General features: G+C 71.3%; 27 protein-coding genes and 1 pseudogene. 14 read left to right on the plus strand and 14 right to left on the minus strand.

Annotation, left to right across the window (positions count from 1 at the left end; translation table 11 throughout):
- Positions 1-164: 164 nt before the first annotated feature.
- A complete protein-coding gene (locus ACIBW9_RS26160) occupies positions 165-1,139 on the minus strand; it encodes an alpha/beta hydrolase (RefSeq protein WP_398958949.1) in 975 nt (324 codons plus the stop codon).
- Between the two features lie 215 nt (positions 1,140-1,354).
- Here ACIBW9_RS26160 and ACIBW9_RS26165 point away from each other — a divergent pair, with 215 nt between their 5' ends.
- Both ACIBW9_RS26165 and ACIBW9_RS26170 read left to right on the plus strand, forming a co-directional pair.
- The gene (locus ACIBW9_RS26165) at positions 1,355-2,362 is read left to right on the plus strand and encodes a TerC family protein (RefSeq protein WP_398958950.1); all 1,008 of its coding nucleotides are present in this window, start codon (positions 1,355-1,357) and stop codon (positions 2,360-2,362) included.
- 66 nt (positions 2,363-2,428) lie between these two features.
- Positions 2,429-3,310, plus strand: coding sequence for an LLM class F420-dependent oxidoreductase (locus tag ACIBW9_RS26170; protein ID WP_398958952.1), 882 nt, complete (start codon positions 2,429-2,431; stop codon positions 3,308-3,310).
- On the opposite strand, the gene ACIBW9_RS26175 is transcribed toward ACIBW9_RS26170, so the two are convergent.
- A complete protein-coding gene (locus tag ACIBW9_RS26175; protein ID WP_398958954.1) occupies positions 3,286-3,504 on the minus strand; it encodes a hypothetical protein in 219 nt (72 codons plus the stop codon). The genes ACIBW9_RS26170 and ACIBW9_RS26175 overlap by 25 nt on opposite strands.
- Positions 3,505-3,619: 115 nt before the next feature.
- Here ACIBW9_RS26175 and ACIBW9_RS26180 point away from each other — a divergent pair, with 115 nt between their 5' ends.
- Complete coding sequence (locus tag ACIBW9_RS26180; RefSeq protein ID WP_398958956.1) at positions 3,620-4,522, plus strand: LysR family transcriptional regulator; 903 nt, start codon at positions 3,620-3,622, stop codon at positions 4,520-4,522.
- 73 nt (positions 4,523-4,595) lie between these two features.
- On the opposite strand, the gene ACIBW9_RS26185 is transcribed toward ACIBW9_RS26180, so the two are convergent.
- Positions 4,596-5,159 (minus strand): NAD(P)H-dependent oxidoreductase, encoded by a 564-nt coding sequence (locus tag ACIBW9_RS26185; protein ID WP_398958958.1) that lies wholly within the window; start codon positions 5,157-5,159, stop codon positions 4,596-4,598.
- Positions 5,160-5,261: 102 nt separating this feature from the next.
- Between ACIBW9_RS26185 and ACIBW9_RS26190 the strand changes: the two genes are divergently transcribed.
- The 4 genes from ACIBW9_RS26190 to ACIBW9_RS26205 are packed head-to-tail and all read left to right on the plus strand — an operon-like array spanning position 5,262 to position 9,704.
- Entirely contained in the window at positions 5,262-5,942 is a 681-nt protein-coding gene (locus ACIBW9_RS26190) for a TetR/AcrR family transcriptional regulator (protein ID WP_398958960.1), read from the plus strand.
- Between the two features lie 50 nt (positions 5,943-5,992).
- On the plus strand, positions 5,993-7,042 hold the full coding sequence (locus tag ACIBW9_RS26195) for a LacI family DNA-binding transcriptional regulator (protein ID WP_398958962.1): 1,050 nt from the start codon (positions 5,993-5,995) through the stop codon (positions 7,040-7,042).
- A gap of 17 nt (positions 7,043-7,059) precedes the next feature.
- Positions 7,060-8,238 carry a 4-hydroxybenzoate 3-monooxygenase gene (locus tag ACIBW9_RS26200; RefSeq protein WP_398958964.1) on the plus strand — a complete coding sequence of 393 codons (1,179 nt, stop codon included), beginning with the start codon at positions 7,060-7,062 and terminating at the stop codon, positions 8,236-8,238.
- A 29-nt stretch (positions 8,239-8,267) separates the two neighbouring features.
- Positions 8,268-9,704 carry a benzaldehyde dehydrogenase gene (locus tag ACIBW9_RS26205; protein WP_398958966.1) on the plus strand — a complete coding sequence of 479 codons (1,437 nt, stop codon included), beginning with the start codon at positions 8,268-8,270 and terminating at the stop codon, positions 9,702-9,704.
- 25 nt (positions 9,705-9,729) lie between these two features.
- On the opposite strand, the gene trxA is transcribed toward ACIBW9_RS26205, so the two are convergent.
- A complete protein-coding gene (gene trxA / locus ACIBW9_RS26210; RefSeq protein WP_099933232.1) occupies positions 9,730-10,116 on the minus strand; it encodes a thioredoxin in 387 nt (128 codons plus the stop codon).
- A 120-nt stretch (positions 10,117-10,236) separates the two neighbouring features.
- Here trxA and ACIBW9_RS26215 point away from each other — a divergent pair, with 120 nt between their 5' ends.
- A complete protein-coding gene (locus tag ACIBW9_RS26215; protein WP_398958969.1) occupies positions 10,237-11,670 on the plus strand; it encodes a dihydrolipoyl dehydrogenase family protein in 1,434 nt (477 codons plus the stop codon).
- Positions 11,671-11,786: 116 nt separating this feature from the next.
- On the plus strand, positions 11,787-12,470 hold the full coding sequence (locus ACIBW9_RS26220; protein WP_398958971.1) for a DUF6082 family protein: 684 nt from the start codon (positions 11,787-11,789) through the stop codon (positions 12,468-12,470).
- 5 nt (positions 12,471-12,475) lie between these two features.
- On the opposite strand, the gene ACIBW9_RS26225 is transcribed toward ACIBW9_RS26220, so the two are convergent.
- Positions 12,476-12,703 (minus strand): hypothetical protein, encoded by a 228-nt coding sequence (locus tag ACIBW9_RS26225; protein WP_398958973.1) that lies wholly within the window; start codon positions 12,701-12,703, stop codon positions 12,476-12,478.
- A 50-nt stretch (positions 12,704-12,753) separates the two neighbouring features.
- Positions 12,754-13,398, minus strand: a complete 645-nt coding sequence (locus tag ACIBW9_RS26230; protein WP_398958975.1) for a peptide deformylase — start codon at positions 13,396-13,398, stop codon at positions 12,754-12,756.
- Between the two features lie 146 nt (positions 13,399-13,544).
- On the opposite strand from ACIBW9_RS26230, the gene ACIBW9_RS26235 reads away from it, so the two are divergent.
- Positions 13,545-14,954, plus strand: coding sequence for a PepSY-associated TM helix domain-containing protein (locus ACIBW9_RS26235; protein ID WP_398958977.1), 1,410 nt, complete (start codon positions 13,545-13,547; stop codon positions 14,952-14,954).
- Between the two features lie 372 nt (positions 14,955-15,326).
- Here ACIBW9_RS26235 and ACIBW9_RS26240 read toward each other — a convergent pair whose 3' ends face one another.
- From ACIBW9_RS26240 to ACIBW9_RS26250, 3 genes are all read right to left on the minus strand, one after another.
- Positions 15,327-15,674: a tetratricopeptide repeat protein gene (locus tag ACIBW9_RS26240; RefSeq protein ID WP_398958979.1), complete on the minus strand. Its 348-nt coding sequence runs from the start codon at positions 15,672-15,674 to the stop codon at positions 15,327-15,329.
- An 80-nt stretch (positions 15,675-15,754) separates the two neighbouring features.
- Positions 15,755-16,219, minus strand: a complete 465-nt coding sequence (locus tag ACIBW9_RS26245) for a MarR family winged helix-turn-helix transcriptional regulator (RefSeq protein WP_398958981.1) — start codon at positions 16,217-16,219, stop codon at positions 15,755-15,757.
- A 2-nt stretch (positions 16,220-16,221) separates the two neighbouring features.
- On the minus strand, positions 16,222-16,707 hold the full coding sequence (locus ACIBW9_RS26250; protein WP_398958983.1) for a MarR family winged helix-turn-helix transcriptional regulator: 486 nt from the start codon (positions 16,705-16,707) through the stop codon (positions 16,222-16,224).
- Between the two features lie 128 nt (positions 16,708-16,835).
- Between ACIBW9_RS26250 and ACIBW9_RS26255 the strand changes: the two genes are divergently transcribed.
- The 3 genes and pseudogenes from ACIBW9_RS26255 to ACIBW9_RS26265 all read left to right on the plus strand — a co-directional run bounded on the left by ACIBW9_RS26255 (position 16,836) and on the right by ACIBW9_RS26265 (position 18,379).
- Positions 16,836-17,801, plus strand: coding sequence for a pirin family protein (locus ACIBW9_RS26255; RefSeq protein WP_398958985.1), 966 nt, complete (start codon positions 16,836-16,838; stop codon positions 17,799-17,801).
- Positions 17,802-17,848: 47 nt separating this feature from the next.
- Positions 17,849-18,017, plus strand: a pseudogene (locus ACIBW9_RS26260) (GNAT family N-acetyltransferase); the annotation flags it as partial.
- Positions 18,018-18,256: 239 nt separating this feature from the next.
- Positions 18,257-18,379, plus strand: a complete 123-nt coding sequence (locus tag ACIBW9_RS26265) for a hypothetical protein (RefSeq protein ID WP_398959715.1) — start codon at positions 18,257-18,259, stop codon at positions 18,377-18,379.
- A gap of 628 nt (positions 18,380-19,007) precedes the next feature.
- On the opposite strand, the gene ACIBW9_RS26270 is transcribed toward ACIBW9_RS26265, so the two are convergent.
- From ACIBW9_RS26270 to ACIBW9_RS26290, 5 genes are read right to left on the minus strand one after another with little or no spacing between them, the layout of a single operon-like run.
- Positions 19,008-19,868, minus strand: coding sequence for a 3-hydroxybutyryl-CoA dehydrogenase (locus ACIBW9_RS26270; RefSeq protein WP_398958987.1), 861 nt, complete (start codon positions 19,866-19,868; stop codon positions 19,008-19,010).
- Between the two features lie 47 nt (positions 19,869-19,915).
- Complete coding sequence (locus ACIBW9_RS26275) at positions 19,916-20,887, minus strand: PDR/VanB family oxidoreductase (protein ID WP_398958989.1); 972 nt, start codon at positions 20,885-20,887, stop codon at positions 19,916-19,918.
- An 18-nt stretch (positions 20,888-20,905) separates the two neighbouring features.
- The gene (locus ACIBW9_RS26280; protein WP_398958991.1) at positions 20,906-22,096 is read right to left on the minus strand and encodes an acetyl-CoA C-acyltransferase; all 1,191 of its coding nucleotides are present in this window, start codon (positions 22,094-22,096) and stop codon (positions 20,906-20,908) included.
- Between the two features lie 30 nt (positions 22,097-22,126).
- The gene (locus ACIBW9_RS26285) at positions 22,127-22,738 is read right to left on the minus strand and encodes a histidine phosphatase family protein (RefSeq protein ID WP_398958993.1); all 612 of its coding nucleotides are present in this window, start codon (positions 22,736-22,738) and stop codon (positions 22,127-22,129) included.
- A gap of 59 nt (positions 22,739-22,797) precedes the next feature.
- Positions 22,798-24,333, minus strand: a complete 1,536-nt coding sequence (locus tag ACIBW9_RS26290; RefSeq protein WP_398958995.1) for an AMP-binding protein — start codon at positions 24,331-24,333, stop codon at positions 22,798-22,800.
- Positions 24,334-24,526: 193 nt separating this feature from the next.
- Between ACIBW9_RS26290 and ACIBW9_RS26295 the strand changes: the two genes are divergently transcribed.
- On the plus strand, positions 24,527-25,765 hold the full coding sequence (locus ACIBW9_RS26295) for an acyl-CoA dehydrogenase family protein (protein WP_398958998.1): 1,239 nt from the start codon (positions 24,527-24,529) through the stop codon (positions 25,763-25,765).
- Positions 25,766-25,781 lie beyond the last annotated feature (16 nt).

Genomic DNA, 25,781 nt, shown 5'->3' on the forward strand with positions numbered 1-25,781 from the left:
GCACTCGCCCCAGAAGCTCGGGGTGTTGCGCGAGGCCGGCCTCGTCAGCAGCCGCCGGGACGGCGAGTACGTCCTGCACAGCATCGCCCCGCCGGGGCTGCGACTGTTCGGAAACCGTGCCGGAGCGGCGGCCGAGGGACACTCCTGGCCGCCGCCCGCGCCCGTTACCGCGCCAGCAACCGCCGCAGCCAGTCCAGATGGGCCGCCCGGGCCGCCTGGGACAACGTTGCCTGAGGGGCGAAGCCGTCGAAGCCGTGGAAGCCGCCCGGCCAGACGTGCAGCTCGGCCACTCCGCCGGCCTGCCAGATCCGGGAGGCGTAGGCCACGGTCTCGTCGCGGAAGGTCTCCGCCGAACCGACGTCCAGGAAGGCCGGCGGCAGACCGGACAGGTCCTCGGCGCGGGCGGGCGCGGCGTACGGCGGCACGTCCGGACCGCCGCGCTCCTCGCCCAGCAGCGCCGTCCAGCCGGTCTCGTTGGCGGTGCGGTCCCAGACGCCGAGGCCCGCCATCTGGTACGTGGACGGGCTGTCGTTGCGGTCGTCCAGCATCGGGCACATCAGTACCTGGCCGAGCGGCCGCGGCCCCTTGCGGTCCCGGGTCAGCAGGGCCAGCGCCGCACTGAGCCCGCCGCCCGCGCTGGCGCCCGCGATCACGATCCGCTCCGGGTCGGCGCCGAGTTCCTCGGCGTGCTCCGCCGTCCACAGCAGACCGGCGTACACGTCCTCGATCTGTGCCGGGTAGCGGTGCTCCGGAGCCAGCCGGTACTCCACCGACACCACGACCGCGTCCAGTTGCTGCGCCCACGCCAGGGGTACGTCCACACCGACCCGGTTGTTGCCGATGACCAGGCCGCCGCCGTGGACGTGGTAGACGACGGGCCGCGGACCGGCGGCCGGCGGGGCTGCGGGACGGCAGATCAGCAGGGAGATGTCGGGCGCGTTCTCGGGGCCGGGCACGGTACGGTCCTCGACCTCGAAGAACCCGCCCGCGGTCAGGTCGAGCTGGGCGAGCATCTCGATGCCCGGCCCCTGGCGCACCAGGTCGATCTCGTCGAGGGTGAGACCGGGTTGGACCACGTCCTTGATCAGCTCGAGTGCTGCGGCAAGTTCGGGATCGAACGGGGGCGGGACCAGGGTCATGGCTGTCTCCTCACGCACGGCGCGGCGGCTCCGGCCGACATGATTCACGCTCCGCTCGCGGTACGGACCGCCGCCGTCCGGCGGAACCTGCCCGCCGAACGGCGGGTGGCCGCCCGACACCTGCTCATCACCTTTTGTTCACGTAGGAGGGGTGGCAAGGGCCCCGAGCGCCGACAACGCTGTCATATCCCCCACCTGCATCAGGAGCACCGCCCGTGATTGTGTCCCTCACCGTCTGGCTGCTGACCGTCGCCGCCCTGTGCGCGCTCGTCGCCGTCGACTTCCTCGTCGGGCGAAAGCCGCACGACGTGTCCCTCAGGGAAGCCGGGACCTGGACGATCGTCTGGGTGGTGCTGGCCTGCCTCTTCGGTCTCGGCGTGTACGTCCACGGAGGCGGCGGGCCCACCGGCGAGTTCTTCGCCGGATACATCACCGAGAAGTCGCTGAGCGTCGACAACCTCTTCGTCTTCGTCCTGATCATGGGTAAGTTCGCGGTGCCCTCGCAGTACGAGCAGCGGGTGCTGATGGTCGGCGTGCTGGTGGCCCTGGTGCTGCGTGCGGGGTTCATCGCCGCCGGAGCGGCGATCATCTCCGCCTTCTCCTGGGTGTTCTACCTCTTCGGCGCGTTCCTGATCTGGACCGCCTGGAAGCTGATCCAGGACGCCCGCAAGGAGGAGCACGAGGAGGAGTACCAGGAGAACAAGCTGCTCAAGCTGGTGGAGAAGCGTTTCGGCGTGGCCGACCGCTACCACGGCACCAAGCTGTGGATCGAGCAGAACGGCAAGCGCGTGATGACGCCGATGCTGGTCGTGATGCTGGCGATCGGCTCCACCGACGTCCTGTTCGCGCTGGACTCCATCCCCGCCATCTACGGTCTGACCCAGGACCCGTACATCGTCTTCACCGCCAATGCCTTCGCGCTGATGGGCCTCAGGCAGCTGTACTTCCTGATCGGCGGACTGCTGAAGAAGCTGGTCCACCTCAGCTACGGCCTGTCGATCATCCTCGGCTTCATCGGCGTCAAGCTGGTGCTGCACGCACTGCACGAGTCCGGCGTCCACGTCCCGGAGATCTCCATCCCGGTCTCCCTCGGCGTGATCTGCTCGGTCCTCGTCGTCACCACCATCACCAGTCTGCGGGCGTCGAAGAAGCAGGAGACGCAGGCGGCGCAGGAGCACCTGGACGCGGCGGAAGCAGGCGGCGCCGGCCAGACGCGCGCTTGACTTCGAGAGCGCTCGAAGTTCTAGCGTCACCGAAGACGGCACGGGTCCAGGCGGACGGAGACGGTCATGCGGGTGGGCGTACACATCAACCGGTTCAACCACAGTGGCGGAGGGCCCGCCCTCGGCACGGAACTCGCCGCGACGGGCGCCGCGGCCGAGGCGGCAGGGATCAGCCGGCTGTCGGTCATGGACCACTACTTCCAGATGGAGTTCAACGGCGGCGCCGAGGACCCGATGCTGGAGGCCTACACGACCCTCGGCTATCTCGCGGGTCACACCTCCACCGTTCAGCTGGGTGCGCTGGTGACCGGCGTGACCTACCGGCACCCCGGACTGCTCGCCAAGATCGCCACCACGCTCGACGTCCTCTCCGGTGGCCGCGCCACCCTCGGCATCGGCGCGGCCTGGTACGACCGCGAGCACGAGGGCCTCGGCGTCCCGTTCCCGCCGCTCGCCGAGCGCTTCGAAAGGCTTGAGGAGACCCTGCGGATCTGTCTGCAGATGTGGGACCCCCAGGCCAACGGCCCCTTCAAGGGCAAGCACTACGAACTGGCCGAGACCCTGTGCGTACCGGCGCCGGTCAGCAGCCCCCACCCGGAGATCATGATCGGCGGCGGGGGCGAGAAGAAGACCCTGCGCCTGGTCGCCCGCTACGGCGACGCCTGCAACCTGTTCGCGACCTCGCCGGAGGAGGTCCGCCACAAGCTCGACGTGCTGCGCGGGCACTGCGAGGCCGAAGGGCGCGACTACGACCGGATCCGCAAGACGGTCGCCTACACGGGCGAGTCGGCCACAGCAGGAGACCTCGACGCCTTCACGCGGGACATCTCCGGCTACACCAAGCTGGGCCTGGACACCGTGATCCTGGTGCCGCGGCTCGGGGAAACCGCGGCGTGGATCGAGAGCTTCGCGGCCCCCGCCGTTCAGCGGCTGGCCGGGCTGGACTGAGGCTCCGCGGGACCACTGCGCGAGACGACGCGCATCCCCCAGCCGTCGACCACCCGGACCTGCAGCGAGCCGCAGCCGCAACGCGTCCACACCGTGCGGCCCGCCGCGGTGCTGTGCCTCGACACCACCTGGAAGGGCTCGGCGCCGTCCGGCCAACCGCAGTGCGGGCAGTTGGTGCCGGTCGTGCTGATCATGGCAACTCCTCGGTACGTCCTGACTGGTGAACCGTCGCGACACAGCCAGAGTGCAGCGCAGCATCCGTACACGTCCAGGTTGACTTTCTCGACGCGACCTTGAAGCCTGGGCTTCATGATTGACCTGCGCCGACTGCACGTCCTGCGGGCGGTGGCCCACTACGGCACGGTCACCGCGGCCGCCCGCGCCCTGCACTTCACCACGTCCGCGGCCTCCCAGCAGATCCGCCAGCTCGCCCGTGACCTCGGGGTCGACCTGCTCGAACCGCAGGGCCGCGGGGTGCGGCTCACGCCGGCCGCCGAGAGCCTGCTCGCGCACGCGGACGCGATCCAGGCCCGCTGGGAACAGGCCGAGCTGGACCTGCGCGCCGAACACGCCCCCGCCGGGCCGCTGCGCGTCAGCGGGTTCCCGGTGGCCGTCTCGGTGCTGCTGGCCCCGATGGCGGTCCGGCTGCACGAGCGCCATCCGCGGCTGTCCGTGCGCATCCAGGAGGCCGGTGTCCCCGGCAGCTTCGACCTGCTCTTCGAGGGGGAGAGCGACCTGGCCGTCGTCGAGGCCACCCCGCACAACCCACCCCTCGGCGACGCCCGCTTCGACCAGCAGCCGCTCCTGGACGACCCGTTCGACCTCGTTGTCCCCGAGGATCACCCACTGGCGGGGCGCGAGCGCGTCGACCTGGCCGAAGCGGCGCACGAGCACTGGATCGCCCCGGTGGCGGACAGCCCCTGCCGCCCGCATGTGCTGTCCGCCTGCGGGGAGGCCGGGTTCAGCCCGGACATCGTCCACCACGCGCTGGACTGGAACGTCACGGCCCATCTGGTCGCGAGCCGCCTCGGCGTCGCACTGGTCCCGCGGCTGGCCCAGCTGACCCCGCATCTGCCGATCACCCGCGTGCGCTGCACCGGCGACCCGCACCGCAAGCTGCTCACCTGCACCCGCCGGGGCGCCCGGGAACGGCCCGCGGTCGCGGCCGCGCTGCAGGAACTGCGCGAACTGGCGCCGACGGCGGTGGCCTGACACCCGGACCCGACGCGCTGAGGGGCCGGAGCTGATGCTCCGGCCCCTCAGGTTCTGCTGCGGTCGCGCCCGCTCAGGCGGCAGCGGCCTCGTTCGCGTGACCGTGGATGCGGGCGATGACCTCGGTCAGCTGCGCGGCGACCTCGGCGTCGTCGGCCGGGTGCGTCTCGGCGAAGCGGACCACGGAGCCGGGGATGGAGAGCTTGACGTCCTCCAACACCTTGCCGCCGGCGATGCCCACGGCCTTGCGGGTCTCGTCCTGCGCCCACACGCCGCCGAACTGGCCGAAGGCGGTGCCGACCACGGCGACCGGCTTGCCGCCGAAGGCGCCGGCGCCGTAGGGGCGGGACAGCCAGTCGATGGCGTTCTTCAGGACGGCCGGGATGGTGCCGTTGTACTCGGGGGAGAAGAACAGGAACGCGTCGGCGGCCTGCGCGGCCTCGCGCAGCTTGGCGGCGGCGGCCGGGACGCTGCCCTCGACGTCGATGTCCTCGTTGTAGAAGGGGATCTCGGCCAGGCCCTCGAACAGCACGACGTCCGCGCCCTCGGGGGCGAGCTTGACGGCCGCCTCGGCGAGCTGGCGGTTGTGCGAACCGGCGCGGAGGCTGCCGACGAGCGCAAGGATGCGAACAGACATGGGGTACTCCAGAGGATGCTGAAACATTGCCGTTACGATCCGGACCGAGGTCCGTTTATTGTTCTAGCACCCTAACCGGACCGCGGTCCAGTTTTCTTCCCGATGCTTTACGCTGTCTTCATGTCCGCCACGCTGCCGCCCTTCCCGAGGCCGCAAGAGCCCGCCGGCGAGCCCGAGTTGCTGCAGCTCAGCTCCGTCGGGGACGAGCCGTGCCTGCGCGCCGACGCCGCCCGCAACCGGGCCCGGCTGCTGGAGGCGGCCACCCGGCTGATCGCGGAGCACGGGGCGGCCGGGGTCACCATGGAGGCGGTCGCCGCGGCGGCCAACGTGGGCAAGGGGACCGTCTTCCGCCGCTTCGGCGACCGCACCGGGCTGCTGACGGCGCTGCTCGACCATTCGTCGAGGAAGCTGCAGGCCGACTTCCTCAGCGGACCGCCGCCACTGGGCCCCGGTGCGCCGCCCCTGGAGCGGCTGCGGGCGTTCGGGGTGGCGCTGCTCTACCGCTCGGCGGAGCAGCTCGACCTGCAGCTGGCGGCCCAGCCGGAGCCGACCCGCCGGTTCACGCACCCGTCGACCCGGGCCCTGACCATGCACGTCACGGTCCTGCTGCGGCAGATCGTGCCGCACGCCGACTGTGATCTGCTGGCCCGGACGCTGATGGGGTATCTCGACCCCGCCCTGATACACCACCTCACCGAGCAGTGCGGCATGCCCCTGGAACGCCTGGAGAAGGGCTGGGTCGACCTCGTCGACCGGGTGACGGGCACCGAGCCGCCCTGCTGACCCCCGACGGCGACGCCCCGCCTGTGGCTCCGGCCACAGGTTCTGCAAAGATGCCGTACGTCATGGTGCAGATACCGAAAACGCCCGCGTCCTCGTCGCCCGCACCGCGCTCCGTGCCCACGAGCGCCGATGTGGCCCGCCTGGCCGGCGTCTCTCGCGCGACCGTCTCCTACGTCCTGAACAACGCCAGCGCCGTACGGATCAGCGAGCCCACGCGCCGCCGTGTCCACGAGGCCGCCAAGGAGCTCGGGTACGTCCCGCACGCGGCCGCCCGCAGCCTGCGCGCCGGACACAGCCGCATGGTCCTGATGCCCGCGCCGAGCTTCCCGGTCGGCCCCCTCTACAGCCAGTTCATCAGCGAGCTGCAGTGGGCACTGGGCCGTCTCGACTACACGGTCGTGCAGTACGGCTCCGTCGGCGTGCACGGCGACGAGGCCGCCCGCGCCTGGGCCGAGCTGCGCCCGGTCGCGGTCCTGGTGCCCGGCCCCGGCTCCCTCACCCCGCAGGGCGTGACCGTGCTCAAGCGCTCCGGCGCCCGGGCCGTCGTCACCCTCGGCCCCGACTCCGTCGACGGCGCCCACGCCCTGCTGATGGACCACGAGGCCGTCGGCCACTGCGCCGGCAGTCATCTCTTCGACCGCGGCCACCGCCGCATCGGCGTCGTCGTACCCGAGGAGGACGGACTGGAGTCCTTCTCCCTGCCCCGCCTCGACGGAGTGCGCCGCGCCCTGCACGGCACGGACGCCACCGTCACCGAACTGCCCCTCGGCTACGAGGAGGAATCCGCCGCGCGCCTCGCCGCCCGCTGGCGGGAACTCGACCTGGACGCCGTGTTCGCGTACAACGACGAGTACGCGATGCTGCTGATGCGCGCCCTGCAGGACGCGGGAGTGCGCATCCCGGAGGACACGGCCGTGATCGGCGCCGACGACCTCATGCTCGGCCGGCTGCTCAGGCCCCGGCTGAGCACGGTCCACATCGAGCTGCCGTCCGGCCGCGACCTCGCCGAACTGGTCGACCGCGCGGTCCGCAACCCGGGCGCCGCGCCCGAGACGCACAAGGTGCTGGGAGCCACGGTGGTCCACCGCGACTCCAGCTGACGCCAGGGGAGGCGCCCATGCGCACGACGGTCGGCATCATCGGCGGTGGCCCCGCCGGACTGCTCCTGGCCCGGCTGCTGCACCGCACGGGCATCGACTGCGTCGTCCTGGAGGCCCGGAACCGCGAGTACGTCGAGCACCGCCAGCGCGCCGGAATGCTGGAACAGGGCACCGTCGACGCCCTGCGCGAGGCCGGCGCCGCCGAGCGCCTGAACGCCGAGGGCCTGGTCCACCAGGGCATCGAGCTGCGCTTCGACCGCGAACGCCACCACATCGACTTCCCGGCCCTCACCGGCGGCCGCACCGTCACCATCTACGCCCAGACGGAGATCGTGAAGGACCTCGTCGCCCTCCAACTTGCCGACGGGCCACCCCTGTTGTTCGAGGCGGAGGCCCTCGCGATCGAGAAGCCGGAGAGCGCCTCGCCCGTCGTACGCTTTCTGCACGAGGGCCGCGAGCAGACGCTGACCTGCGACTGGGTGATCGGCTGCGACGGGTTCCACGGCATCTCCCGCGACACCTTCCCCGCCGCGAGCAGCCGCGCGTACGCGCACGACTACCCGTACTCCTGGCTCGGGATCCTCGCCGACGTGGCACCCTCCTGCGAGGAGCTGATCTACGCGCGCGGCGAGAGCGGCTTCGCCCTGCACAGCATGCGCTCCCCGCACCTGTCGCGCCTCTACCTCCAGGTCCCGAACCACACCGACCCGGAGGACTGGCCCGACGACCGCATCTGGGACGAGCTCGCCGCCCGCTTCGCCGTCGACGCCGACTGGACCCTGCACCGCGGCCCGATCACGGCCAAGTCCGTGACCTCGATGCGCAGCTACGTCCACGAACCGATGCGTCACGGCCGGCTGCTGCTGGCCGGCGACGCCGCCCACATCGTGCCGCCCACCGGGGCCAAGGGCCTCAACCTCGCCGTCTCCGACGTCCGCGTCCTCGCCCGCGCCTTCGCCGAGCTGCACCGCAGCGGATCCGAGCAACTCCTCGACAGTTATTCGGAGATATGCCTCGCACGGGTGTGGCAGGCCACGCGCTTCTCCTACGACATGACTAAGATGTTGCATGCTCAACCAGATGGGGATGCGTTCGAGAACCGCCTGCAGTTGACACGTCTGCGCCGGATCGTCGCATCCCGCCACGCTGCTGCCGAACTGGCCGCCAACTACACGGGACTTCCGCTGATGCCCTGAGTCCCGTCGGTGACGAACGGAGAGCCGTCATGCCGTTGCTCGACCCGAAGACCTGGCAGTCCCGACCCCTGTCGGGACCGGAGTACGCCGTGACGGAGCCCGCCACCGGGGACACCCTCGCGACCGTCACCCTCGCCTCGGCGGAGGACGTCGGTACGGCCGCCGAGGCCGCCCGCGCCGCCCAGGCCGAGTGGGCCCGCGTCCCGCACTTCGTCCGCGCCGGCGTCCTGCGCAAGGCCGGTGACCTGTTCGCCGCGCACGCCGACGAGCTGCGCGAATGGCTCGTCCGCGAGTCCGGCTCCATCCCGGGCAAGGCCGAGTTCGAGCTGCACGTCGCCGCCCAGGAGTGCTACGAGGCCGCCGCCCTCGCCTCCCGCCCGGCCGGACAGATCCTGCCCAGCGAGGCGCCCCGGCTGTCGTACACGCGCCGCATCCCGGTCGGCGTGGTCGGCGTGATCTCCCCCTTCAACGCCCCGCTGATCCTCTCGATCCGCTCGGTGGCCCCGGCCCTCGCGCTCGGCAACGCGGTCGTCCTCAAGCCGGACCCGCGCACCGCGGTCTGCGGCGGGCTCTCCCTCGCCGCGGTCTTCGCCGAGGCCGGCCTGCCCGAGAACCTGCTGCACGTCCTGCCGGGCGGCCCGGACGTCGGTCAGGCCCTGGTCGCCGACCCGAGGGTGCCCGTCATCTCCTTCACCGGCTCCACGGCAGCGGGCCGCGCGGTCGGCGAGGCGGGCGGCCGCCACCTCAAGCGCGTCCACCTGGAACTGGGCGGCAACTCCGCCATGGTCGTCCTCGAGGACGCCGACCTGGACGCGGTGATCTCCACGGCGGCCTGGGGCTCGTTCTTCCACCAGGGCCAGATCTGCATGACGACCGGCCGCCACCTGGTGCACCAGTCGCTCTACGAGGAGTACGTCGAGCGCCTCGCCGCCAAGGCCGACTCCCTCGCCGTCGGCGACCCGCACCGCGAACAGGTTCACCTCGGCCCGATCATCGACGACGCCCAGCTCGCCAAGGTGCACGGCCTGGTCGAGGCCAGCACGTCAGGCGGCGCCAAGCTGGCCGCGGGCGGCACCCACGACCGCCTCTTCTACCGTCCGACCGTCCTCGCGGGCGTCGACGATCACAGCCCCGCCTACGCCGAGGAGGTCTTCGGTCCGGTCGCGCCGGTACGGTCCTTCGCCACCGTCGACGAGGCAGCGGCCCTGGCCTCGGCGGGGGAGTACGGCCTGTCCCTGGGCATCGTCACCCGCGACGCCGCCCGCGGCCTCGACCTCGCCGAACGCATCCCGACCGGTATCGTCCACATCAACGACCAGACGGTCAACGACGAGGCCGTGGCGCCCTTCGGCGGCATCGCCGCGTCCGGCACCGGCGCCCGCTTCGGCGGTGAGGCCAACCTGGAGGCCTTCACCGACGTGCGCTGGACGACGGTGCGCGGCGACGTGGCGCCGTATCCCTTCTAGAGAGGGCCACTGGTCCGGGAGAGGGCTACTGGCCGTTCTGCTCGGCCTGCGCCTGCTGCTCCGCGACCGCCTTGCGGACCTCGTCCATGTCCAGCTTGCGGGCCTGGCCGATGACGTCCGTCAAGGCGGCCTCGGGCAGCGCGCCCGGCTGCGCGAACACCGCGACCTGGTCGCGGACGATCATCAGCGTCGGGATCGACTGGATACCGAAGGCCGCTGCCAGCTCCGGCTGCGCCTCGGTGTCGATCTTGCCGAACACCAGGTCCGGGTTGTCCTCGGCCGCCTTCTCGTAGACCGGCGCGAACTGACGGCACGGCCCGCACCACGACGCCCAGAAGTCGATCAGGACGAAGTCGTTGTCCGTGACCGTCTGGTCGAAGTTCTCCTTGGTGAGCTCCACGGTGCTGCTCATGACCTGAAATCCCTCTTCCTGCTGTCGGGCGAAGCCGTCGGCACAACACGGCCGGCCGGTCACGTATTCCGCGCCCCTACCCGTGTGGCCTGAGCGCACACCACCCACCAGACTGACCCCATGACGGAAACGGAAACCATCGCGTACGACGTCGTGGTGCTCGGGGCCGGGCCCGTGGGGGAGAACGTCGCCGACCGCACCCGCGCGGCCGGCCTGTCCACCGCGGTCGTGGAGAGCGAGCTGGTCGGCGGCGAGTGCTCGTACTGGGCCTGCATCCCCAGCAAGGCCCTGCTGCGCCCGGTCATCGCCCGCGCCGACGCCCGGCGCGTGCCGGGCCTGCGCCAGTCGGTGCAGGGCCCCCTCGACGCCGCCGCGGTCCTCGCCCACCGCAACTACTACACCTCCGACTGGCACGACGACGGCGCCGCCGGCTGGCTGGACGGCATCGGCGCCGACCTGCACCGCGGTCACGGCCGCCTCACCGGCCCGCGTACGGTGACCGTCACCGGCTCCGACGGCGGGCAGAAGGTGCTCACCGCCCGGCACGCCGTCGCCGTCTGCACCGGCACCGACGCCGTGCTGCCCGACCTGCCGGGCCTGGCCGAGGTCAAGCCGTGGACCAGCAGGAACGCCACCAGCGCACAGGAGGTACCGGGCCGTCTCGTCGTGGTGGGCGGGGGAGTGGTCGCCACCGAGATGGCCACCGCCTGGCAGGCACTCGGCTCCCAGGTCACCGTCCTGGTCCGTGGCAAGGGCCTGCTCAACCGCATGGAACCCTTCGCCGGGGAACTGGTCGCCGAGGCCCTCACCGAGGCCGGCGCCGACGTCCGCACCGGCACCTCGGTCGAGTCGGTCACCCGCGAGAACGGCACGGTCGTGGTCGTCACCGACCAGGGCGACCGCATCGAGGCCGACGAGATCCTCTTCGCCACCGGTCGCCGCCCGAAGACCGGCGACATCGGCCTGGACACCGTCGGCCTCGAGCCGGGCAGCTGGCTCCCGGTCGACGACAGCCTGCGCGTGACCGGCACCGACTGGCTCTACGCGGTCGGCGACGTCAACCACCGCGCCCTCCTCACTCACCAGGGCAAGTACCAGGCCCGCATCGCGGGCGCCGCCATCGCCGCCCGCGCCTCCGGCGCCCCGATCCTGGAGTCGGACCCCTGGGGCGCCCACGCCGCCACCGCCGACCACCACGCCGTACCCCAGGTCGTCTTCACCGACCCCGAGGCGGCCGCCGTCGGCCTCTCCCTCGCCGAGGCGGAGCAGGCCGGCCACCGGGTACGGGCCGTGGACGTCGAGATGACCTCCGCATCCGGCGCGGGTCTGTACGCAGACGGCTACCGCGGCCGCGCCCGCATGGTCGTCGACCTGAACGAGGAGATCCTGCGCGGGGTCACCTTCGTCGGCCCCGGCGTCGGCGAACTCATCCACTCGGCCACCATCGCCGTTGCCGGCCAGGTCCCGATCAGCAGGCTCTGGCACGCGGTGCCGTCGTTCCCGACGATCAGCGAGGTGTGGCTGCGTCTGCTGGAGGCGTACCGGGACAACTGACGTCCAACGGCTGCGCCTGGGATTTCTTGACGGCATGTGCCTCTTTGCGCCGTCCGTGCGCCAGTTGGCGGTGACGCCACGAGGGCATTTCACGGGCGTCAGGGGGGAGCTGGGCGATGTCTGGGCTCAAGTTGGTGAAGGAACTGGCCGCCGCGACCGCTCTGGTCGTGGCGGCCTGCGTCGCCTCGATTCTGGTCACCGTGTTTCTGGTGCGCGTACCGGGGCTGCAGTCTCCGCAGAGCGGCAACGCGGGCCAGGCGTTCGGGGCGGCAGCAGGTGTGACGTCGATGATCGTGCTCGTCTTCATGGTTCGGACGTTCCATCAGCAACGTCAAGAGACGCAGATGCAGCGGGAGTTGCTCGACGCGCAGCTCAACGAGGTGATGTCGCAGAGCGAGTACGCGCGCATAAACAACGAGTGTGCTCAGCGAATGGCCGAGGCAGCCGTGCGGGAGCAGCACCAAGCCCTGTTGAGTGCGGCCATCGAGGATCCCCTGCTTGCCGACGTGTGGCCGGGCTGGGGGACCGATGTCTCTGAGGAGAAGAGGAAGCAGTTCCTGTATGCCAACCTGATCATTTCATTCCACTACATGGCGTACACGGTGAACTACACATCGGCCGACGAGGTGGAGGCGAGCATGTTCCGACTGTTTCAGAGTGAGGTGATCAGCGAGTTCTGGGAGCAGTCGCGCCCGATACGCACGGGAGGTACGGCGCCCGGCGGTTCCATGTGGAAGTTCTACGAGATGGCCGAACTCGCCTACCAGCGTTGTCAGGCAGACCGGCCAGGAGCCGAGTGAGGACCTCAGACTGAAGGAGGCTGCCATCCTGCTGCGACGGCGACGCTGCGGGGAACCACCACGAGGCGCTCGCCCGGCCCGACAGCGGCTCCCTGGGGGAGCTGGTCGTGCAACTCGCCGGGAGCTTCTGAGCCGATGAGGGCCAGATCGCCGTTCGGCAGTTCGAAGACGGCAGGGCAAGTGCCTTCGCTGAGGCACGAGGCGGCGGTTGCCAGCAACTTGATCTGAGTCACGGCGGTCACAGTAGCAGCGCCCGCACCTGCAGAAACGTTCTTCACGGCGGTCACGGGAGATCGAAACCCAGAGCTTGCGCCGCCCCCTCCGGCGTCGGCTGAGTCCACCGCTGCGCCATCGCCTGGTTCGAGGACAGTGAGCGCAGCTCCGCCCGGTCGAGGTACAGAACGCCGTCCAGATGATCGGTCTCATGCTGCACGATCCGCGCGGGCCACCCGCTGAACACCTCGTCCACCGTGCCTCCGTGCTCGTCCTGGCCCGTCAGCCGCACCTGCGCGTGCCGTGCCACGACCGCCTGCCAGCCCGGCACGCTCAGACAGCCCTCGAAGAAGGCCGCCCGTGCCGTCCCGACGGGCTCGTACGCCGGATTGACCAGCACCCGGAACGGCTGCGGCACCCGGCCGCGGGCCAGCCGCACCTCCTCCGGCACCGGAGCCGGATCCTCGATCACCGCGATCCGCAGCGGCACACCCACCTGCGGTGCGGCGAGGCCCACGCCCGGCGCCTCGTGCATGGTGAAGCGCAGGGCCTCGATGAAGCGGGCCAGCAGGGCGGGGTCGAGCTGGCCGTCGAAGCGCTCGGTGCCGCGCCGCAGGACCGGGTCGCCCGCCGCCACGATGGGCAACGGTCCGCCGGCGGCGAGAAGTTCCTCGACCTGCTCGGCAAGGGGCACGTGATTACGGGGAGTTGCCATCGGGCCAGGATGCCATGGGCTTCGGCACCTTCCGTCCCGGTGTGTGACGCGGACCACTTCTGCCACCGGGAACTCGGCGGGCCCCGCCCCCGACTACTGGACCGCTACGCCACTTCACGTCCCCGTCCCCCCGGAGAAGCCCGCCGATGTCCACCGCTCCCTCAACCACCACGGACGAGGCCCCGCAACCGGCCGCCGCCGCCCCGGCGCCGTCCCCCAGCCGCCTGGTGCCGCTGCGCCCGCTGGTGCTGCGACTGCACTTCTACGCCGGCGTGGTCGTCGCGCCGTTCCTGCTCGTCGCCGCCGTCACCGGCTTCCTGTACGCCGGTGCGTTCCAGGCCGAGAGGCTCGTGTACGCCCACGAGTTGACCGTCGCCAAGGTCGGCGACACCAAGCTGCCGATATCCCAGCAGGTCACCGCCGCGCGCAAGGCGCACCCCGAGGGCACGGTCTCGGCGATACGACCTTCCCCGGAGGCCGAGGCCACCACCCGCGTGATGCTCTCCGGCGTCAAGGGCGTCGACCCCGACCACACTCTCGCCGTCTTCGTCGACCCGTACACCGGCAAGGTGCGCGGCGCCCTCGAACAGTACGGCTCGACGGGCGCGTTGCCCCTGCGGACATGGATCGACGAACTCCACCGCGACCTGCAGCTCGGCGACACCGGCCGGCTCTACAGCGAGTTCGCCGCGAGCTGGCTGTGGGTGATCGCCGGCGGTGGCCTGGTGCTGTGGTTCTCGCGCCGCCGGGCGCTGCGCAAGGTGCGCGGCACCAGCGGGCGGCGCCGCACGCTAGGTCTGCACGGCACCGTCGGCGTCTGGGCAGCCGCCGGGTTCATCTTCCTGTCGGCGACCGGTCTGACCTGGTCGACCTACGCCGGGGCGAACATCGACACGCTGCGTACCTCGCTCGGCCAGGCGACCCCGTCGGTCTCGGCCACGGCGGGCGGCGAGCACGCGGGGCACGGCGTCTCCGCCACCACCGGGTCCGGCCAACACGGCGTCGGCCTCGACAAGGTGCTGGCGGCGGCGCGCGCCAAGGGCCTGACCGACCCGGTGGAGATCGTGCCGCCTGCCGATGCGAACTCCGCATACGTCGTCAAGCAGGTGCAGCGCAGCTGGCCCGAGAAGCAGGACGCGGTCGCGGTCGACCCCGCCAGCGGCAAAGTCACCGACGAACTGCGCTTCGCCGACTACCCGCTGCTCGCCAAACTGACCCGCTGGGGCATCGACCTGCACACCGGCATCCTGTTCGGCCTGGTCAACCAGATCGCCCTGATGGCGCTCGCGCTCTGCCTCATCCTGCTGATCGTCTGGGGTTACCGCATGTGGTGGCAGCGCGGCCGCGGCTCCGGCTTCGGACGGCCGATCCCACGCGGCGCCTGGCAGCAGGTGCCCCCGCAGATCCTCGTCCCGGCGGTCGCCGTCATCGCGGTCCTCGGCTACTTCGTCCCGCTGCTCGGCATCCCGTTGGCCGCCTTCATCGTCGTCGACGTCCTCCTCGGCGAGATCGCCCACCGGAAGGGGCGGTCCACACCGGCCCCGGCCGTGAAGTAGGCGTCCCGGTGCAGGTTGGAGGCGTGGCCGGGGTCCGGTTCCTTCGTGGGGTGGGCTCCGGTCGCGGAGCCGTGGAGTCAGGGCGTCGCTCAGCCCTGCTGCTCGGCATTCCGCCGGCCCGCGCCGGGCGCGGGCGTGAAGGAGCGTCCCGGTGCAGGTTGGAGGCGTGGCCGGGGTCCGGTTCCTTCGTGGGGTGGGTCCCGGTCGCGGAGCCGTGGAGTCAGGGCGTCGCTCAGCCCTGCTGGTCGGCATTCCGCCGGCCCGCGCCGGGCGCGGGCGTGAAGCAGCGGGTCGGGCAGGGCGGAGACGTGTCCGGGGCCGGTTCCTTCGTGGAACCGGCCCCGGCCGCAGACCAGTAGAGCCCGGCGTTGCTCAGACCTCTTCGAAGTCACCCGCGAGCGCCGAGGCGATCCGCAGGTGCGACTCGGCCTCCTCGTGCCGCCCCTGCCGCTGGAGCGTGCGGCCCAGCATCAGCCGGGCGTAGTGCTCCACCGGGTCGCGCTCGACGATGAGACGCAACTCGGTCTCCGCGCGCCACAGTTGGGCCGAGTGGTAGTAGGCACGCGCCAGCAGCAGCCGCGGTCCGGTCTGCTCCGGCACCTCCTCGACCAGCCCGCCCAGCACGCGCGCGGCGGCGGCGTAGTCCTTGGCGTCGAAGAACATCTGCGCCCGCTCCCAGCGCTCCGCCGGCGTTCCGTGGTCGTAGTACGTCATCTCCACTCGCGACCTCCTTCGCGCACTCCAACCGAACGAGGTCGTTGAACATTCCACCACGCGTGCGAGGGCGTCGGGGAGGGTGCTCAGGGAGTCAGTGCGGCCAGCTCTGCGTTGGCCCGCTCGGCCACCAGGGCCAGCACGCGCCCGGCCGCCGCCAGATCCTCGGCCGGTATGCCGGCATAGATCCGGGCGGAGATCACCGCGGTCTCGCTGCTGACCTCGGCGTGGAATTCCCGCCCGGCATCGGTGGCGTGGACGTCGCTCGCCCCGGCGGCCACCAGCCCCTTGGCGATCAGCTCCGCTATGACGCCCTGCACCTCGGCCGCGTCGACCTTGAGCGCACCGGCGACCTGTCCGACCAGCGCTTCGCGCTCGAGGGGCCCTTCGGTGACGAGCGGCCGCAGGGTGATCTGCTGCTGGAAGGTGCCGCCGTGCCGGGCCAGTACGTGCTCCAGGACGGCACGGCCCGCGTAGTGGGCCAAGGCGATGACGCGAGGGTCGACGGGCGGTGCGCTGTTGTATGTGATGGTAGGTGCCGTGGTGGTCATGACTACTCCTTCTCACTCTCGGTGTTCTCGCCGAACGGATCAAGAGGTGCGTCGAGCAGGGTCGCCAGCTCCCGGGTGAACTCCCGTGTCCGGGGGCTGTCGAGGCCGCCGAGCGGCTGCAGCAACTGCTCCAGAAGCCCCTGTACGACCTTGATCGCACGCCCCGTGACCTCGCGGCCCTGCTCGGTGAGGGCCAGCTGCACCGCGCGCGGGTCCCTGGGGTCCCGGGTGCGTTCGATCAGGCCGGCCGCTTCCAGGGCGCGGGCCAGTTTGGACACGTACAGCGGCTCGAGGCCCGTCACGTCGGCGAGGCGGCGCTGGCTGGGACGCTCCCCGCCGCGCTGCATGCCGTACAGCGAGGCCACCAGGGAGTACTGCGCGTGGGTGAGCCCGAGCGGGGCCACCGCCCGGTCGACGGCCACCCGCCACTTCATCGACAGCCGCCACACCAGGAAGCCGGGCGTGGCCTTCTCGGAACCTGTGCTCATGACAGATACAGTACATGGCTACCATGTCCATGGCTACTATTTTTCCGAGGGCAGGAGAGTTCGAAGGCAGGCGAGAACGCCCGGGTGACGGACTGACGGGATGCCCTCGACAGGGCTAGGTTGGCGCCATGAGCAATCTTGATCGCGAGCCGGTTCCCGCCGTCTGCGGCGGCCGTGGATTCGTCGTGGCGGAGCCCGTGCGTGAACTCCTCAGCCCTCGCCGCGTCAAGCTCGGCGAGTCGACCGAAGTGCGCCGCCTGCTGCCCAACCTGGGCCGCCGCATGGTCGGCGCCTGGTGCTTCGTCGATCACTACGGCCCCGACGACATCGCCGACGAACCCGGCATGCAGGTGCCGCCGCACCCGCACATGGGCCTGCAGACGGTGAGCTGGCTGCACGAGGGCGAGGTGCTGCACCGCGACTCCACCGGCAGCCTGCAGACGATCCGCCCCCGCGAACTGGGCCTCATGACCTCCGGCCGGGCCATCAGCCACTCCGAGGAGAGCCCCCGGCAGCACGCCCGTTTCCTGCACGGAGCACAGCTGTGGGTCGCCCTCCCCGACGGCCACCGCCACACTGACCCCCACTTCGAGCACCACGCCGAACTGCCGCGCGTCACGGCTCCCGGCCTCAAGGCCACGCTGATCCTCGGCACCCTCGACGGCGCGACCTCGCCCGGAACGACGTACACCCCGATCGTCGGCGCCGACCTCACCCTCGCCCGCGGCGCGGACGTACGCCTCCCGCTGGAGCCGGACTTCGAGTACGCCGTCCTGTCCATGTCCGGCGAGGCCCACGTCGACGGCGTGCCGGTCCTGCCGGGCTCGATGCTCTACCTCGGCTGCGGCCGCACCGAACTCCCGCTGCGCGCCGAGTCGGACGCAGGCCTGATGCTCCTGGGCGGCGAGCCCTTCGAGGAGGAGCTGATCATGTTCTGGAACTGGATCGGACGGTCCCAGGAAGAGATCGAACAGGCGCGCCGGGACTGGATGGAAGGGGCGAGATTCGGGGTGGTGAAGGGGTACGAGGGGGACCCGCTACCGGCCCCCGAGCTGCCGTCAACGCCGCTGAAGCCGCGAGGAAGGGTCCGCTGACCTGCAGGGACGGGTGGTTGCTCGGTGACAGATGGGCGATTTGGCGCAGTGCTGTCCTCGCTCCACCAGAGCTCGACCTGCTGTTCGTCGCTGACGAAGCAAGGACGGGGCATTGGAGGGCTGCTCGTCGCGCACACGCAGTCCGAGGCCCGTGCCGCCGGGCTCGACCGTGTCAAGGTCGTGTCGCATCTTCCCGCCGAGGGCTTCTACCACCGCGGGAACCCTCATGACGACCGACGAAACCGGGAGCGTCCACGGAAACGCTACGGACGCCTACCTCGACCTGCTGAAACGCTGCCTGTGCCTTCCTGGACACCGCCATTGACTCCGCACTCGCGCTGCCCGCCGAGGACGTCCCATGGGCCGGGCCCGGCGCCTCTGTGGCTGGTGCGGCTGCTCGGCGCCATCGCCGCTGGTGGAGGCATCGGCGACCTCGTGACCCTCCGGACCGACCGATGGACGATGGCAGGTCCGGGTCGGCCTGGCACGCCCTGGAGCGCACTGCGGACGGGCTCGGCATGGACGGTCGGGCCTGGCGGAGGCTGCTCGGTCCGCTCGCAGAGCACTGGCTGGACTGACCGCCACCCGGCTGGGCCCGTTGGACCAGTGACACGCGTGTGCAGCGCTCGGCGGTCCGCAGCCTGCCACCCCGGCATGCAGCTCGGTCAACGGCGGCCCCGGGGGGAGTCATCGGTCCAGGAGACCGGGGGCGCGCCAGACTACGGGGTTCGGGAGGATCAGCCATGACATCCCCGACCCCCGGGAAGCGGTCCAGCGAGCTGAGGTCGAGGGACATCCGGCTCCGCAGCGCTTGGCCCGTAAGACCATGCACCGCGACTGCGCACGCCTCGCACCGTGTAGATTTCCGTCAAACGTGCAATCGCACCTGGTCCTGGGGCGCGAACCCGGACTCCTTCACCTGCTTCCCCGCCGCCGACCGGTAGCGGATCTTGTAAGGGTGAGGGCACTTCGACCACCGCGACCGCGGATGCTCACACTCCTTGAAAAACGACCCCATCCCACGAACCAGGGCAGTGGAACTCACGGTTGCTGACTCCTCCGAGACCGATGCTGACAGTTGGCTAACCGTCGGCGATCCGGAACACCGCTGACCTGCGCTAAGGCGCACAGGAGGGGGCGCCGCTGCCCGCATCGGAACTGCCGCCGGTGCCGTTGAAGCCGCGTGGAAGGGTGCGTTGACCTCGTTCAGGTGTCGTAGATGTGGAAGCCGCGGCCGCTCTTGCGGCCGAGGCGGCCCGCGGCGACCATGCGGCGAAGAAGGGCGGGCGGTGCGTACAACGGCTCCTTGAACTCCTCGTACATCGACTCGGCCACGGCCTGGGCGGTGTCGAGGCCGATGAGGTCGAGCAGGCGCAACGGCCCCATGGGATGGGCGCATCCGAGTTCCATGCCCCGGTCGATGTCCTCCGGCCGTGCTGAACCGGACTCCACCATCCGTATCGCGCCGAGGAGATAGGGCACGAGGAGGGCGTTGACGACGAAGCCGGAGCGGTCGGGCGCCTGGATGGCCTGTTTGCCCAACTGCTCCGCGAGGCCGCGGGTGCGGCGCACGGTGTCGTCGTCCGTGGTGAGGGCGGGAATGAGCTCGACCAGCCGTTGCACGGGCACGGGGTTGAAGAAGTGCATGCCGATGACCCGCGTCGGCCGTTCGGTGACGACGGCGAGATCGACGACGGGGATCGAGGAGGTGTTGGTGGCCAGGACCGCCGCCGGGTCTTCGACCGCCTTGTCCAGGGTGCGCAGGACATCGGTCTTGATGTCGCGGTTCTCGGCGACCGCCTCGATGACGAACTGACGGTCCGTCATGTCGGTGAGGTCATGGGTGAAGGACACCCTGGCAAGGGCCTGGTCCCGCTGTTCCTCGCTGAGTTTGTGACTTCTCAGGGCTCGGTCGAGGGAAGCGGTGAGCCGGCGGCGGCCTGCCTCGATCGCGTCGGGCGTGGCCTCGGCGACGAGGACGTCGATGCCGCTGCGGGCGGCGACTTCGGCGATGCCGGAGCCCATGAGGCCGCAGCCGACGACGCCAAGACGGGTGACGGGGTCCATCCGAGGTCCTCTCTGATGAGTCGTTGTCCGATCGGGGGTGACCGCTGTCATAGATCGAGGACGAGGCGGGGGCCGCACGAGCGGGAGACGCAGATGAGCATCGTGTCGCCGGCGGCTCGTTCGTCCTCGGACAGCAGCGAGTCGCGGTGGTCGGGAGTGCCGTCGAGCACGTCGGTCTCGCAGGTGCCGCAGGTGCCTTCCCGGCAGGAGAAGTCGACCGCGACGCCGGCCTCCTCCACGGTTTCGAGCACCGAACGGTCCGGTGCCACGGTGAGGGTGAGCCCGGAACGGGCGAGTTCCAGCTCGAAGGCACCGGCAGGGCCGGTTTCGGTCGTTCCTACCGGGGCGAAGCGTTCCACGCCCAGCGTGCCGGGCGGCCAGGTCGCGCACTGCTCCTGAACTGCCCGCAGCAGGGGTTCGGGACCGCAGGCGTGGACCAAGGTGCCTTCCTGGGGCACGCCGAGGAACGTGGCGAGGTCCAGTAGGCCGTACTCGTCCTGCGGACGGACGAGTACCCGGTCCCCGTGCGGGGCGAGGCGGTCGAGGAAGGCCATGGAGGTCCGGGTGCGGCCGCCGTACAGCAGACGCCAGTCGGCTCCCGCTGCCTCGGCCGCCTCGACCATGGGCAGGACGGGCGTGATACCGACACCGCCCGCGATGAAGAGATGGCGTGCGGCGGGCCGCAGCGGGAAGTTGTTCCGCGGTCCGCGGACCCGTACCTTGGCGCCTTCGTGCAGGTGATCGTGGACGTATGCGGAACCCCCTCGCCCTTCCGGCTCACGCAGCACGGCGATCTGCCAGGCCTCGCGGTCGGCGGGGTCCCCGCACAGGGAGTACTGACGGATCAGGTCGTCGCCGTCGTCGCCGTTCAGCAGTACGTCGATGTGGGCGCCCGGCGTCCAGGGGGGCAGCGCGCCCCCGTCGGGGCGGCGCAGGGTGAGGGAGACGACGTCGTCGGCGGCCCGGGTGCGGGTCTCGACGGTGAGCGTCGCGTCGACCGAAGGCAGTTGGTCGTTCATGGTGGTTCAGCTCCGGGTTCAGGCAGGTGTCGGCACGTGCAGCAGGAGTGCGTCGCCCTGGCCGCCGCCCCCGCACAGGGCGGCCGCTCCGCTGCCGCCTCCGCGCCGTCGCAGTTCGGCCGCGAGGGTCAGGACCAGCCGGGCCCCGGTCATGCCGACCGGGTGCCCGAGCGCGATCGCTCCGCCGTTGACGTTCACCCTGTCCAGGGGGATGTCCAGCTCCCGTACGGAGGCCAGGGCCACCGAGGCGAACGCCTCATTGACCTCGAACAGATCCAGGTCGGCGACCTTCAGCCGGCCGTCCCGGGAGAGCGCGTCGCGCACGGCGCCGGCCGGCTGGACGAGCAGTGAGGGGTCGGGGCCCGCGACCGTACCGTAGGCACCGATCTCGGCGAGCGGCGTCAGGCCCTCCCGCCGGGCGCGCTCGGCGCTCATCACGACGACGGCCGCGGCCCCGTCGGAGAGCTGTGAGGCGTTGCCCGGGGTGATGGTGCCCGCGTCGGAGAAGGCCGGCTTCAGGCGCCCCAGGCTCTCGCCGGTGGTGCCAGGCCGTACGCCCTCGTCGTCGGCGACCACCGTGTCGCCCAGGCGCCCGGTCACGGTGACGGGGGAGATCTCCTCGGACAGCGCACCCGACTCCTGGGCGTGGGCGGCCCTTTGATGGGAGAGCGCGCTGTAGTCGTCCTGTTCCTCGCGGGTCAGGTCGAAGGGCCCTTGGTAGCGCTCGGTCGCCGCGCCCATGGAGACGCCGTCGAAGGCGCAGACGAGGGCATCGCGGTCGAGGGCGTCCTCCGCGGCTGCCGAACCGTACTTCCAGCCGGTGCGGGCGCCGCGGAGCAGGTGCGGGGCGTTCGACATGGACTCCATGCCGCCCGCCACGACCACCTCGTGACGGCCCGATGTGATCATCAGGTCGGCCAGGGCGATCGCGTGCAGTCCGGACGGGCAGAGCTTGTTGACGGTGCTCGCGGGCACGGAGAAGGGGATGCCGGCCTGGACCGCGGCCTGCCGTGCCGGGTTGGGGCCGGCTCCGGCCTGGACGACATGGCCCATGACGACGGCCTCCACGGCTGCCGGCTCCAGGTGTACGGCGGCAAGGGCCGCGCGGACGGCGTGGGCACCGAGGTCGACCGCGGACAGCGGGCTGAGGGCGCCCAGCACTTTGCCGATGGGCGTCCGGGCACCGGCGACGATGACGGATCCGGGCATGGCCGGGACCTCCTGGGATGTGGGACGGAGTCAGGCGGCCGTGCCGGCGTCCACGGCACGGTCGGCGATCAGATGGGCCGTCTCGTTGACCGAGTGCAGGACGGTGCGGCCGCCGGGCATGCGCCGCACCCGGCTGACGGACGTGTAGTCGGGGTGGAACCAGAACATGGTGGACAGGCCCAGCACCGTCGCCAGGTAGGTGTTGGTGATGCCGCCGTGGCACACGGCCGCGACCCGGCCGCCGGGATGGGCGTCGAAAATGCTGTCCATGGCCCGTACGGCACGGGCTCGAAAGGCGTCCCGGTCCAGGTCGGGCACGAAGTCGTCGAAGCGTCCCTCGGCGAGTGCCGCCGCCCGGGGGTCGTCGGCGCCGATCTGCTCGGGCGGTGTGTAGGGCTGGGACACGTCCGTGTCCCACTCGCGCAGGTCGTCGAGGACGGTGGCGGTCATGCCGGTGATCCGTTCCAGGGGCGCGGCGGTCTCGCGGGCCCGCCGGTACGGGCTGACGTAGAGGGCGTCGAGGTCCTCGTGCCGGAGCCAGGCGGCGAGATGTTCGGCCTGGGCGGTGCCCTGCGGGGACAGCCCGGGGTCGAACACGCCGGCCAGCGGGAGGCCGTGCCGGACGAGGAGGAGTTCGGTCATGGTGATCCTTCACAGGGATGAGCGGGCACACGGGTGAGCGGGCACGGAGGCAAGCGGGCTCAGCCGGCGATGGTCCGTTCCGAGGCCCAGTACGGGCGGCGCATCGCGCGCTTGTCGAGCTTGCCCATCGCGTTGCGCAGGAGTTCGGGCACGAACTCGTACGACTTCGGGCACTTGTAGGCGGCGAGGCGCTCACGGCAGAACCGGTCCAGTTCGTCGGCCGGCGGTTCGTCCGCCGCCACGACCAGGGCCCGCAGGGACTCGCCGAAGTCCGGGTCGGGCACGCCGATGACGGCGACCTCGGCGACCGCCGGGTGCTGTCGCAGCACGGCCTCGCTCTCGGCCGGGTAGAGGTTGACCCCGCCGGAGACCACGACGTCCGCGGCCCGGTCGGTGATGAAGATGTAGCCGTCCGCGTCGACGTAGCCGATGTCGCCGAGCGTGAAGACGCCGGGGGAGACATAGGCGGCCCTGGTCTTGTCCGGGTCCGCGTGATAGCGGACGCCCTGGTTCTCCGGGGCTCGGAAGGCCAGCAGTCCTGGTTCGCCGGGCGGCAGTTGCCGGCCGTCGTCATCGGTGACCAGGACCTCGAAGGGGGGCCGGACGCGCCCGACCGAGCCCGGGTGCGCCAGCCACTCGGCGCTGCTGATGCGTGCCACGGTGCCCGCCTCGCTGGCGCCGTACGATTCGGTCAGTACCGGACCGAACCAGTCGATCATGGCGCGCTTCACGTCGGGCGGACACGCGGAGCCGGTGTGGGAGACCTGCCGCAGGCTGGAGACGTCGTACCGGGCGCGGACCTCGTCCGGGAGGGCGAGCAGCCGCTGGAAGTGGGTGGGCACCATCACCGTCGAGGCGACCCGCCACTGCTGCACCCGGCTCAGGAACGTCTCCGCGTCGTATCTGCCGAGGACGATCACCGGCTGGCCGGCCGCCAGGTGCCGCAGTGAGGTCAGCGGGGCGTTGTGCTGCAGGGGACCGCACACCAGATGCGGTCCCGGCGGGAATCCGGGCCGGGCGGACATCGCGGCGAGGTACGCGGAGCTGTCGGCGACCTGGCCGCTGACCCAGCGCACCTCGGTGCCGCGGGCCCGTCCGGTGGTTCCCGAGGTGTAGACGAGCGGGGGCCGGGCGGGTCGGCCCACGGGGAAGGTGTGCCCGGCGGGCGCTGCGGCCAGCCACCGGTCCCAGTCGAAGGCGTGCCCGACCGCCGGGGTTCCGTGGACCACCACCGGCAGGCCCAGTTCCCGGGCCGCGTCGAGCGCGGCACCCGCGCCGACGGGTCCGGCGACGATCCCGGTCACGCCCGCGTCGATGATCTGCTCGACGAGCTCGCCCGAGGTGAGGCTGCGGGACGTGGCGACGGTTCCCACTCCGGCGCGCAGTCCGGCCAGATGGGCCACCAGCGTCGGGATCGCGTTGTCACCGAGGACGGCGATCCGGTCCTCGGGGCCGGGCGCGAACTCCAGCAGTCGGGCCGCTGCCCGCGCCACCTGGTCGGCGAGGCGGGACCAGGACAGCACGTCCAGGTCGTCCGCCAGGGCGGGCTCCTCGGGTGACTCCTGGGCGCGACGGTCGAGTGGCAGCAGCGACATGGCTCCTCCGGCGGCTCCTGGGCCTCTCCCGCTTTCGGAGGGAGAGGAGATGCTGAGACTGTAGCGTTTATCAAGAAAGTGCGGAACACTCTGATCCTGTGCGGAGTCATTCCCACCTGTTTCGTCGGGTGGGGGCGCACTGCCCGCATCCCGTTACTCAAGCCATCATCTGGTAAGTGACCGAGGAGGAGCCATGTCCGAGCCGGATCCGGACGCATGGCGCAGGCAGGTCCGGCAGTGGCTGGCCACCGTGCTGGAACCGGCACGGGCGCCGGACTGCGCCACCCAGTCCGCCGACCTCGCCGTGTTCCACAACCTTCCGGAGAACGAGGAACGCCTGCTGCTGGAGCGCTGCCGCGCCTACCAGCGAGCCCGGTTCGACGCCGGCTACCAGGCACTGACCCTCCCCGCGGACAAGGGGGGCGCCGGCCTGACCGCCGCCCATGTGGCGGCCTTCGCCGAGGAGGAAGCGGCTTTCGAGGTCCCGCCGTCCACCGAGCTGATCAGTGTCACCGTGCGTCTGGTCGCGATGGCCGTCTCCCTGTTCGGGACCGCCGAGCAGCGCCGCGACCACGCACGCGCCTTCCTGCGCACCGATCTGCTGGCCTGCCAGCTCTTCAGCGAGCCCGGCGCCGGATCGGACCTCGCGGCCCTGCGCACCCGCGCCCGGCAGGAGGGCGACGACTGGGTGATCGACGGTCAGAAGGTGTGGACCTCGGGCGCCCAGTTCGCCGACTACGGTCTGCTGCTCGCCCGCACCGACCCGGATGTCGTCAAACAGGCGGGCATCACTGCCTTCCTCGTACCGATGGACGCCCCCGGAGTGGAGGTGCGCCCCATCCGGCAGATGAGCGGCGGCGCCTCCTTCAACGAGGTCTTCCTCAGCGGCGTACGCGTCCCCGACCGGCTCCGGATCGGGCGACTAGGCCAGGGCTGGGAGGTCGCCACCACCACCCTCGCCTTCGAGCGCACCGCCTCCGGCAGCGGCAACCGCCGCAAGGGCGGCACCTTCACCGACGTCCTCACCCTCGCCCGCTCCCTGGGCCGCACCGAGGACCCGCTGGTCCGCCAACGCCTCGCCGACCTGTACATCCGAGCCGCCCTGCGCACGGCCACCGTCGAACGCGTCGCCAGGACCAGCGCGGCCGGCGGCCGGCCGGGCCCCGAGGCGTCGTTGACCAAACTCATGGCCTCCGAACTGCTCACCCGCACCGGGCAGCTCGCCGCCGAGCTGATGGGGGCGCGCATCAGCGCCGACACCGGCGAGCCCGGCACCTTCGCCTGGACCGAACATCTCCTCGGCGCCCCCGGCTATCGGCTGGCCGGAGGCACGGACCAGATCCAGCGCAACCTGATCGGCGAACGGGTGCTCAAGCTGCCGCCCGAGCCGCGGGTGGACCGGGTGCCGTTCTCGCAACTTCCCGGCAACTGAGGCACCACGCCTCGCT

The sequence above is a fragment of the Streptomyces sp. NPDC049541 genome, from assembly GCF_044465725.1.
Taxonomy (GTDB): domain Bacteria; phylum Actinomycetota; class Actinomycetes; order Streptomycetales; family Streptomycetaceae; genus Streptomyces.

Bases quoted from the DNA above. Each gene is read 5' to 3' on its own strand.
- ACIBW9_RS26245 (WP_398958981.1), bottom strand. From the start codon at position 16,219: ATGACCACCACGGCACCTACCATCACATACAACAGCGCACCGCCCGTC.
- ACIBW9_RS26220 (WP_398958971.1), top strand. From the start codon at position 11,787: ATGTCTGGGCTCAAGTTGGTGAAGGAACTGGCCGCCGCGACCGCTCTG.
- ACIBW9_RS26180 (WP_398958956.1), top strand. From the start codon at position 3,620: ATGATTGACCTGCGCCGACTGCACGTCCTGCGGGCGGTGGCCCACTAC.
- ACIBW9_RS26275 (WP_398958989.1), bottom strand. From the start codon at position 20,887: ATGAACGACCAACTGCCTTCGGTCGACGCGACGCTCACCGTCGAGACC.
- ACIBW9_RS26285 (WP_398958993.1), bottom strand. From the start codon at position 22,738: ATGACCGAACTCCTCCTCGTCCGGCACGGCCTCCCGCTGGCCGGCGTG.
- trxA (WP_099933232.1), bottom strand. From the start codon at position 10,116: ATGAGCAGCACCGTGGAGCTCACCAAGGAGAACTTCGACCAGACGGTC.
- ACIBW9_RS26290 (WP_398958995.1), bottom strand. From the start codon at position 24,333: ATGTCGCTGCTGCCACTCGACCGTCGCGCCCAGGAGTCACCCGAGGAG.
- ACIBW9_RS26160 (WP_398958949.1), bottom strand. From the start codon at position 1,139: ATGACCCTGGTCCCGCCCCCGTTCGATCCCGAACTTGCCGCAGCACTC.
- ACIBW9_RS26280 (WP_398958991.1), bottom strand. From the start codon at position 22,096: ATGCCCGGATCCGTCATCGTCGCCGGTGCCCGGACGCCCATCGGCAAA.
- ACIBW9_RS26235 (WP_398958977.1), top strand. From the start codon at position 13,545: ATGTCCACCGCTCCCTCAACCACCACGGACGAGGCCCCGCAACCGGCC.
- ACIBW9_RS26195 (WP_398958962.1), top strand. From the start codon at position 5,993: ATGCCGTACGTCATGGTGCAGATACCGAAAACGCCCGCGTCCTCGTCG.
- ACIBW9_RS26175 (WP_398958954.1), bottom strand. From the start codon at position 3,504: ATGATCAGCACGACCGGCACCAACTGCCCGCACTGCGGTTGGCCGGAC.
- ACIBW9_RS26185 (WP_398958958.1), bottom strand. From the start codon at position 5,159: ATGTCTGTTCGCATCCTTGCGCTCGTCGGCAGCCTCCGCGCCGGTTCG.
- ACIBW9_RS26255 (WP_398958985.1), top strand. From the start codon at position 16,836: ATGAGCAATCTTGATCGCGAGCCGGTTCCCGCCGTCTGCGGCGGCCGT.
- ACIBW9_RS26190 (WP_398958960.1), top strand. From the start codon at position 5,262: ATGCTTTACGCTGTCTTCATGTCCGCCACGCTGCCGCCCTTCCCGAGG.
- ACIBW9_RS26200 (WP_398958964.1), top strand. From the start codon at position 7,060: ATGCGCACGACGGTCGGCATCATCGGCGGTGGCCCCGCCGGACTGCTC.
- ACIBW9_RS26205 (WP_398958966.1), top strand. From the start codon at position 8,268: ATGCCGTTGCTCGACCCGAAGACCTGGCAGTCCCGACCCCTGTCGGGA.
- ACIBW9_RS26295 (WP_398958998.1), top strand. From the start codon at position 24,527: ATGTCCGAGCCGGATCCGGACGCATGGCGCAGGCAGGTCCGGCAGTGG.
- ACIBW9_RS26270 (WP_398958987.1), bottom strand. From the start codon at position 19,868: ATGGACCCCGTCACCCGTCTTGGCGTCGTCGGCTGCGGCCTCATGGGC.
- ACIBW9_RS26230 (WP_398958975.1), bottom strand. From the start codon at position 13,398: ATGGCAACTCCCCGTAATCACGTGCCCCTTGCCGAGCAGGTCGAGGAA.
- ACIBW9_RS26265 (WP_398959715.1), top strand. From the start codon at position 18,257: ATGGACGATGGCAGGTCCGGGTCGGCCTGGCACGCCCTGGAGCGCACT.
- ACIBW9_RS26250 (WP_398958983.1), bottom strand. From the start codon at position 16,707: ATGAGCACAGGTTCCGAGAAGGCCACGCCCGGCTTCCTGGTGTGGCGG.
- ACIBW9_RS26170 (WP_398958952.1), top strand. From the start codon at position 2,429: ATGCGGGTGGGCGTACACATCAACCGGTTCAACCACAGTGGCGGAGGG.
- ACIBW9_RS26215 (WP_398958969.1), top strand. From the start codon at position 10,237: ATGACGGAAACGGAAACCATCGCGTACGACGTCGTGGTGCTCGGGGCC.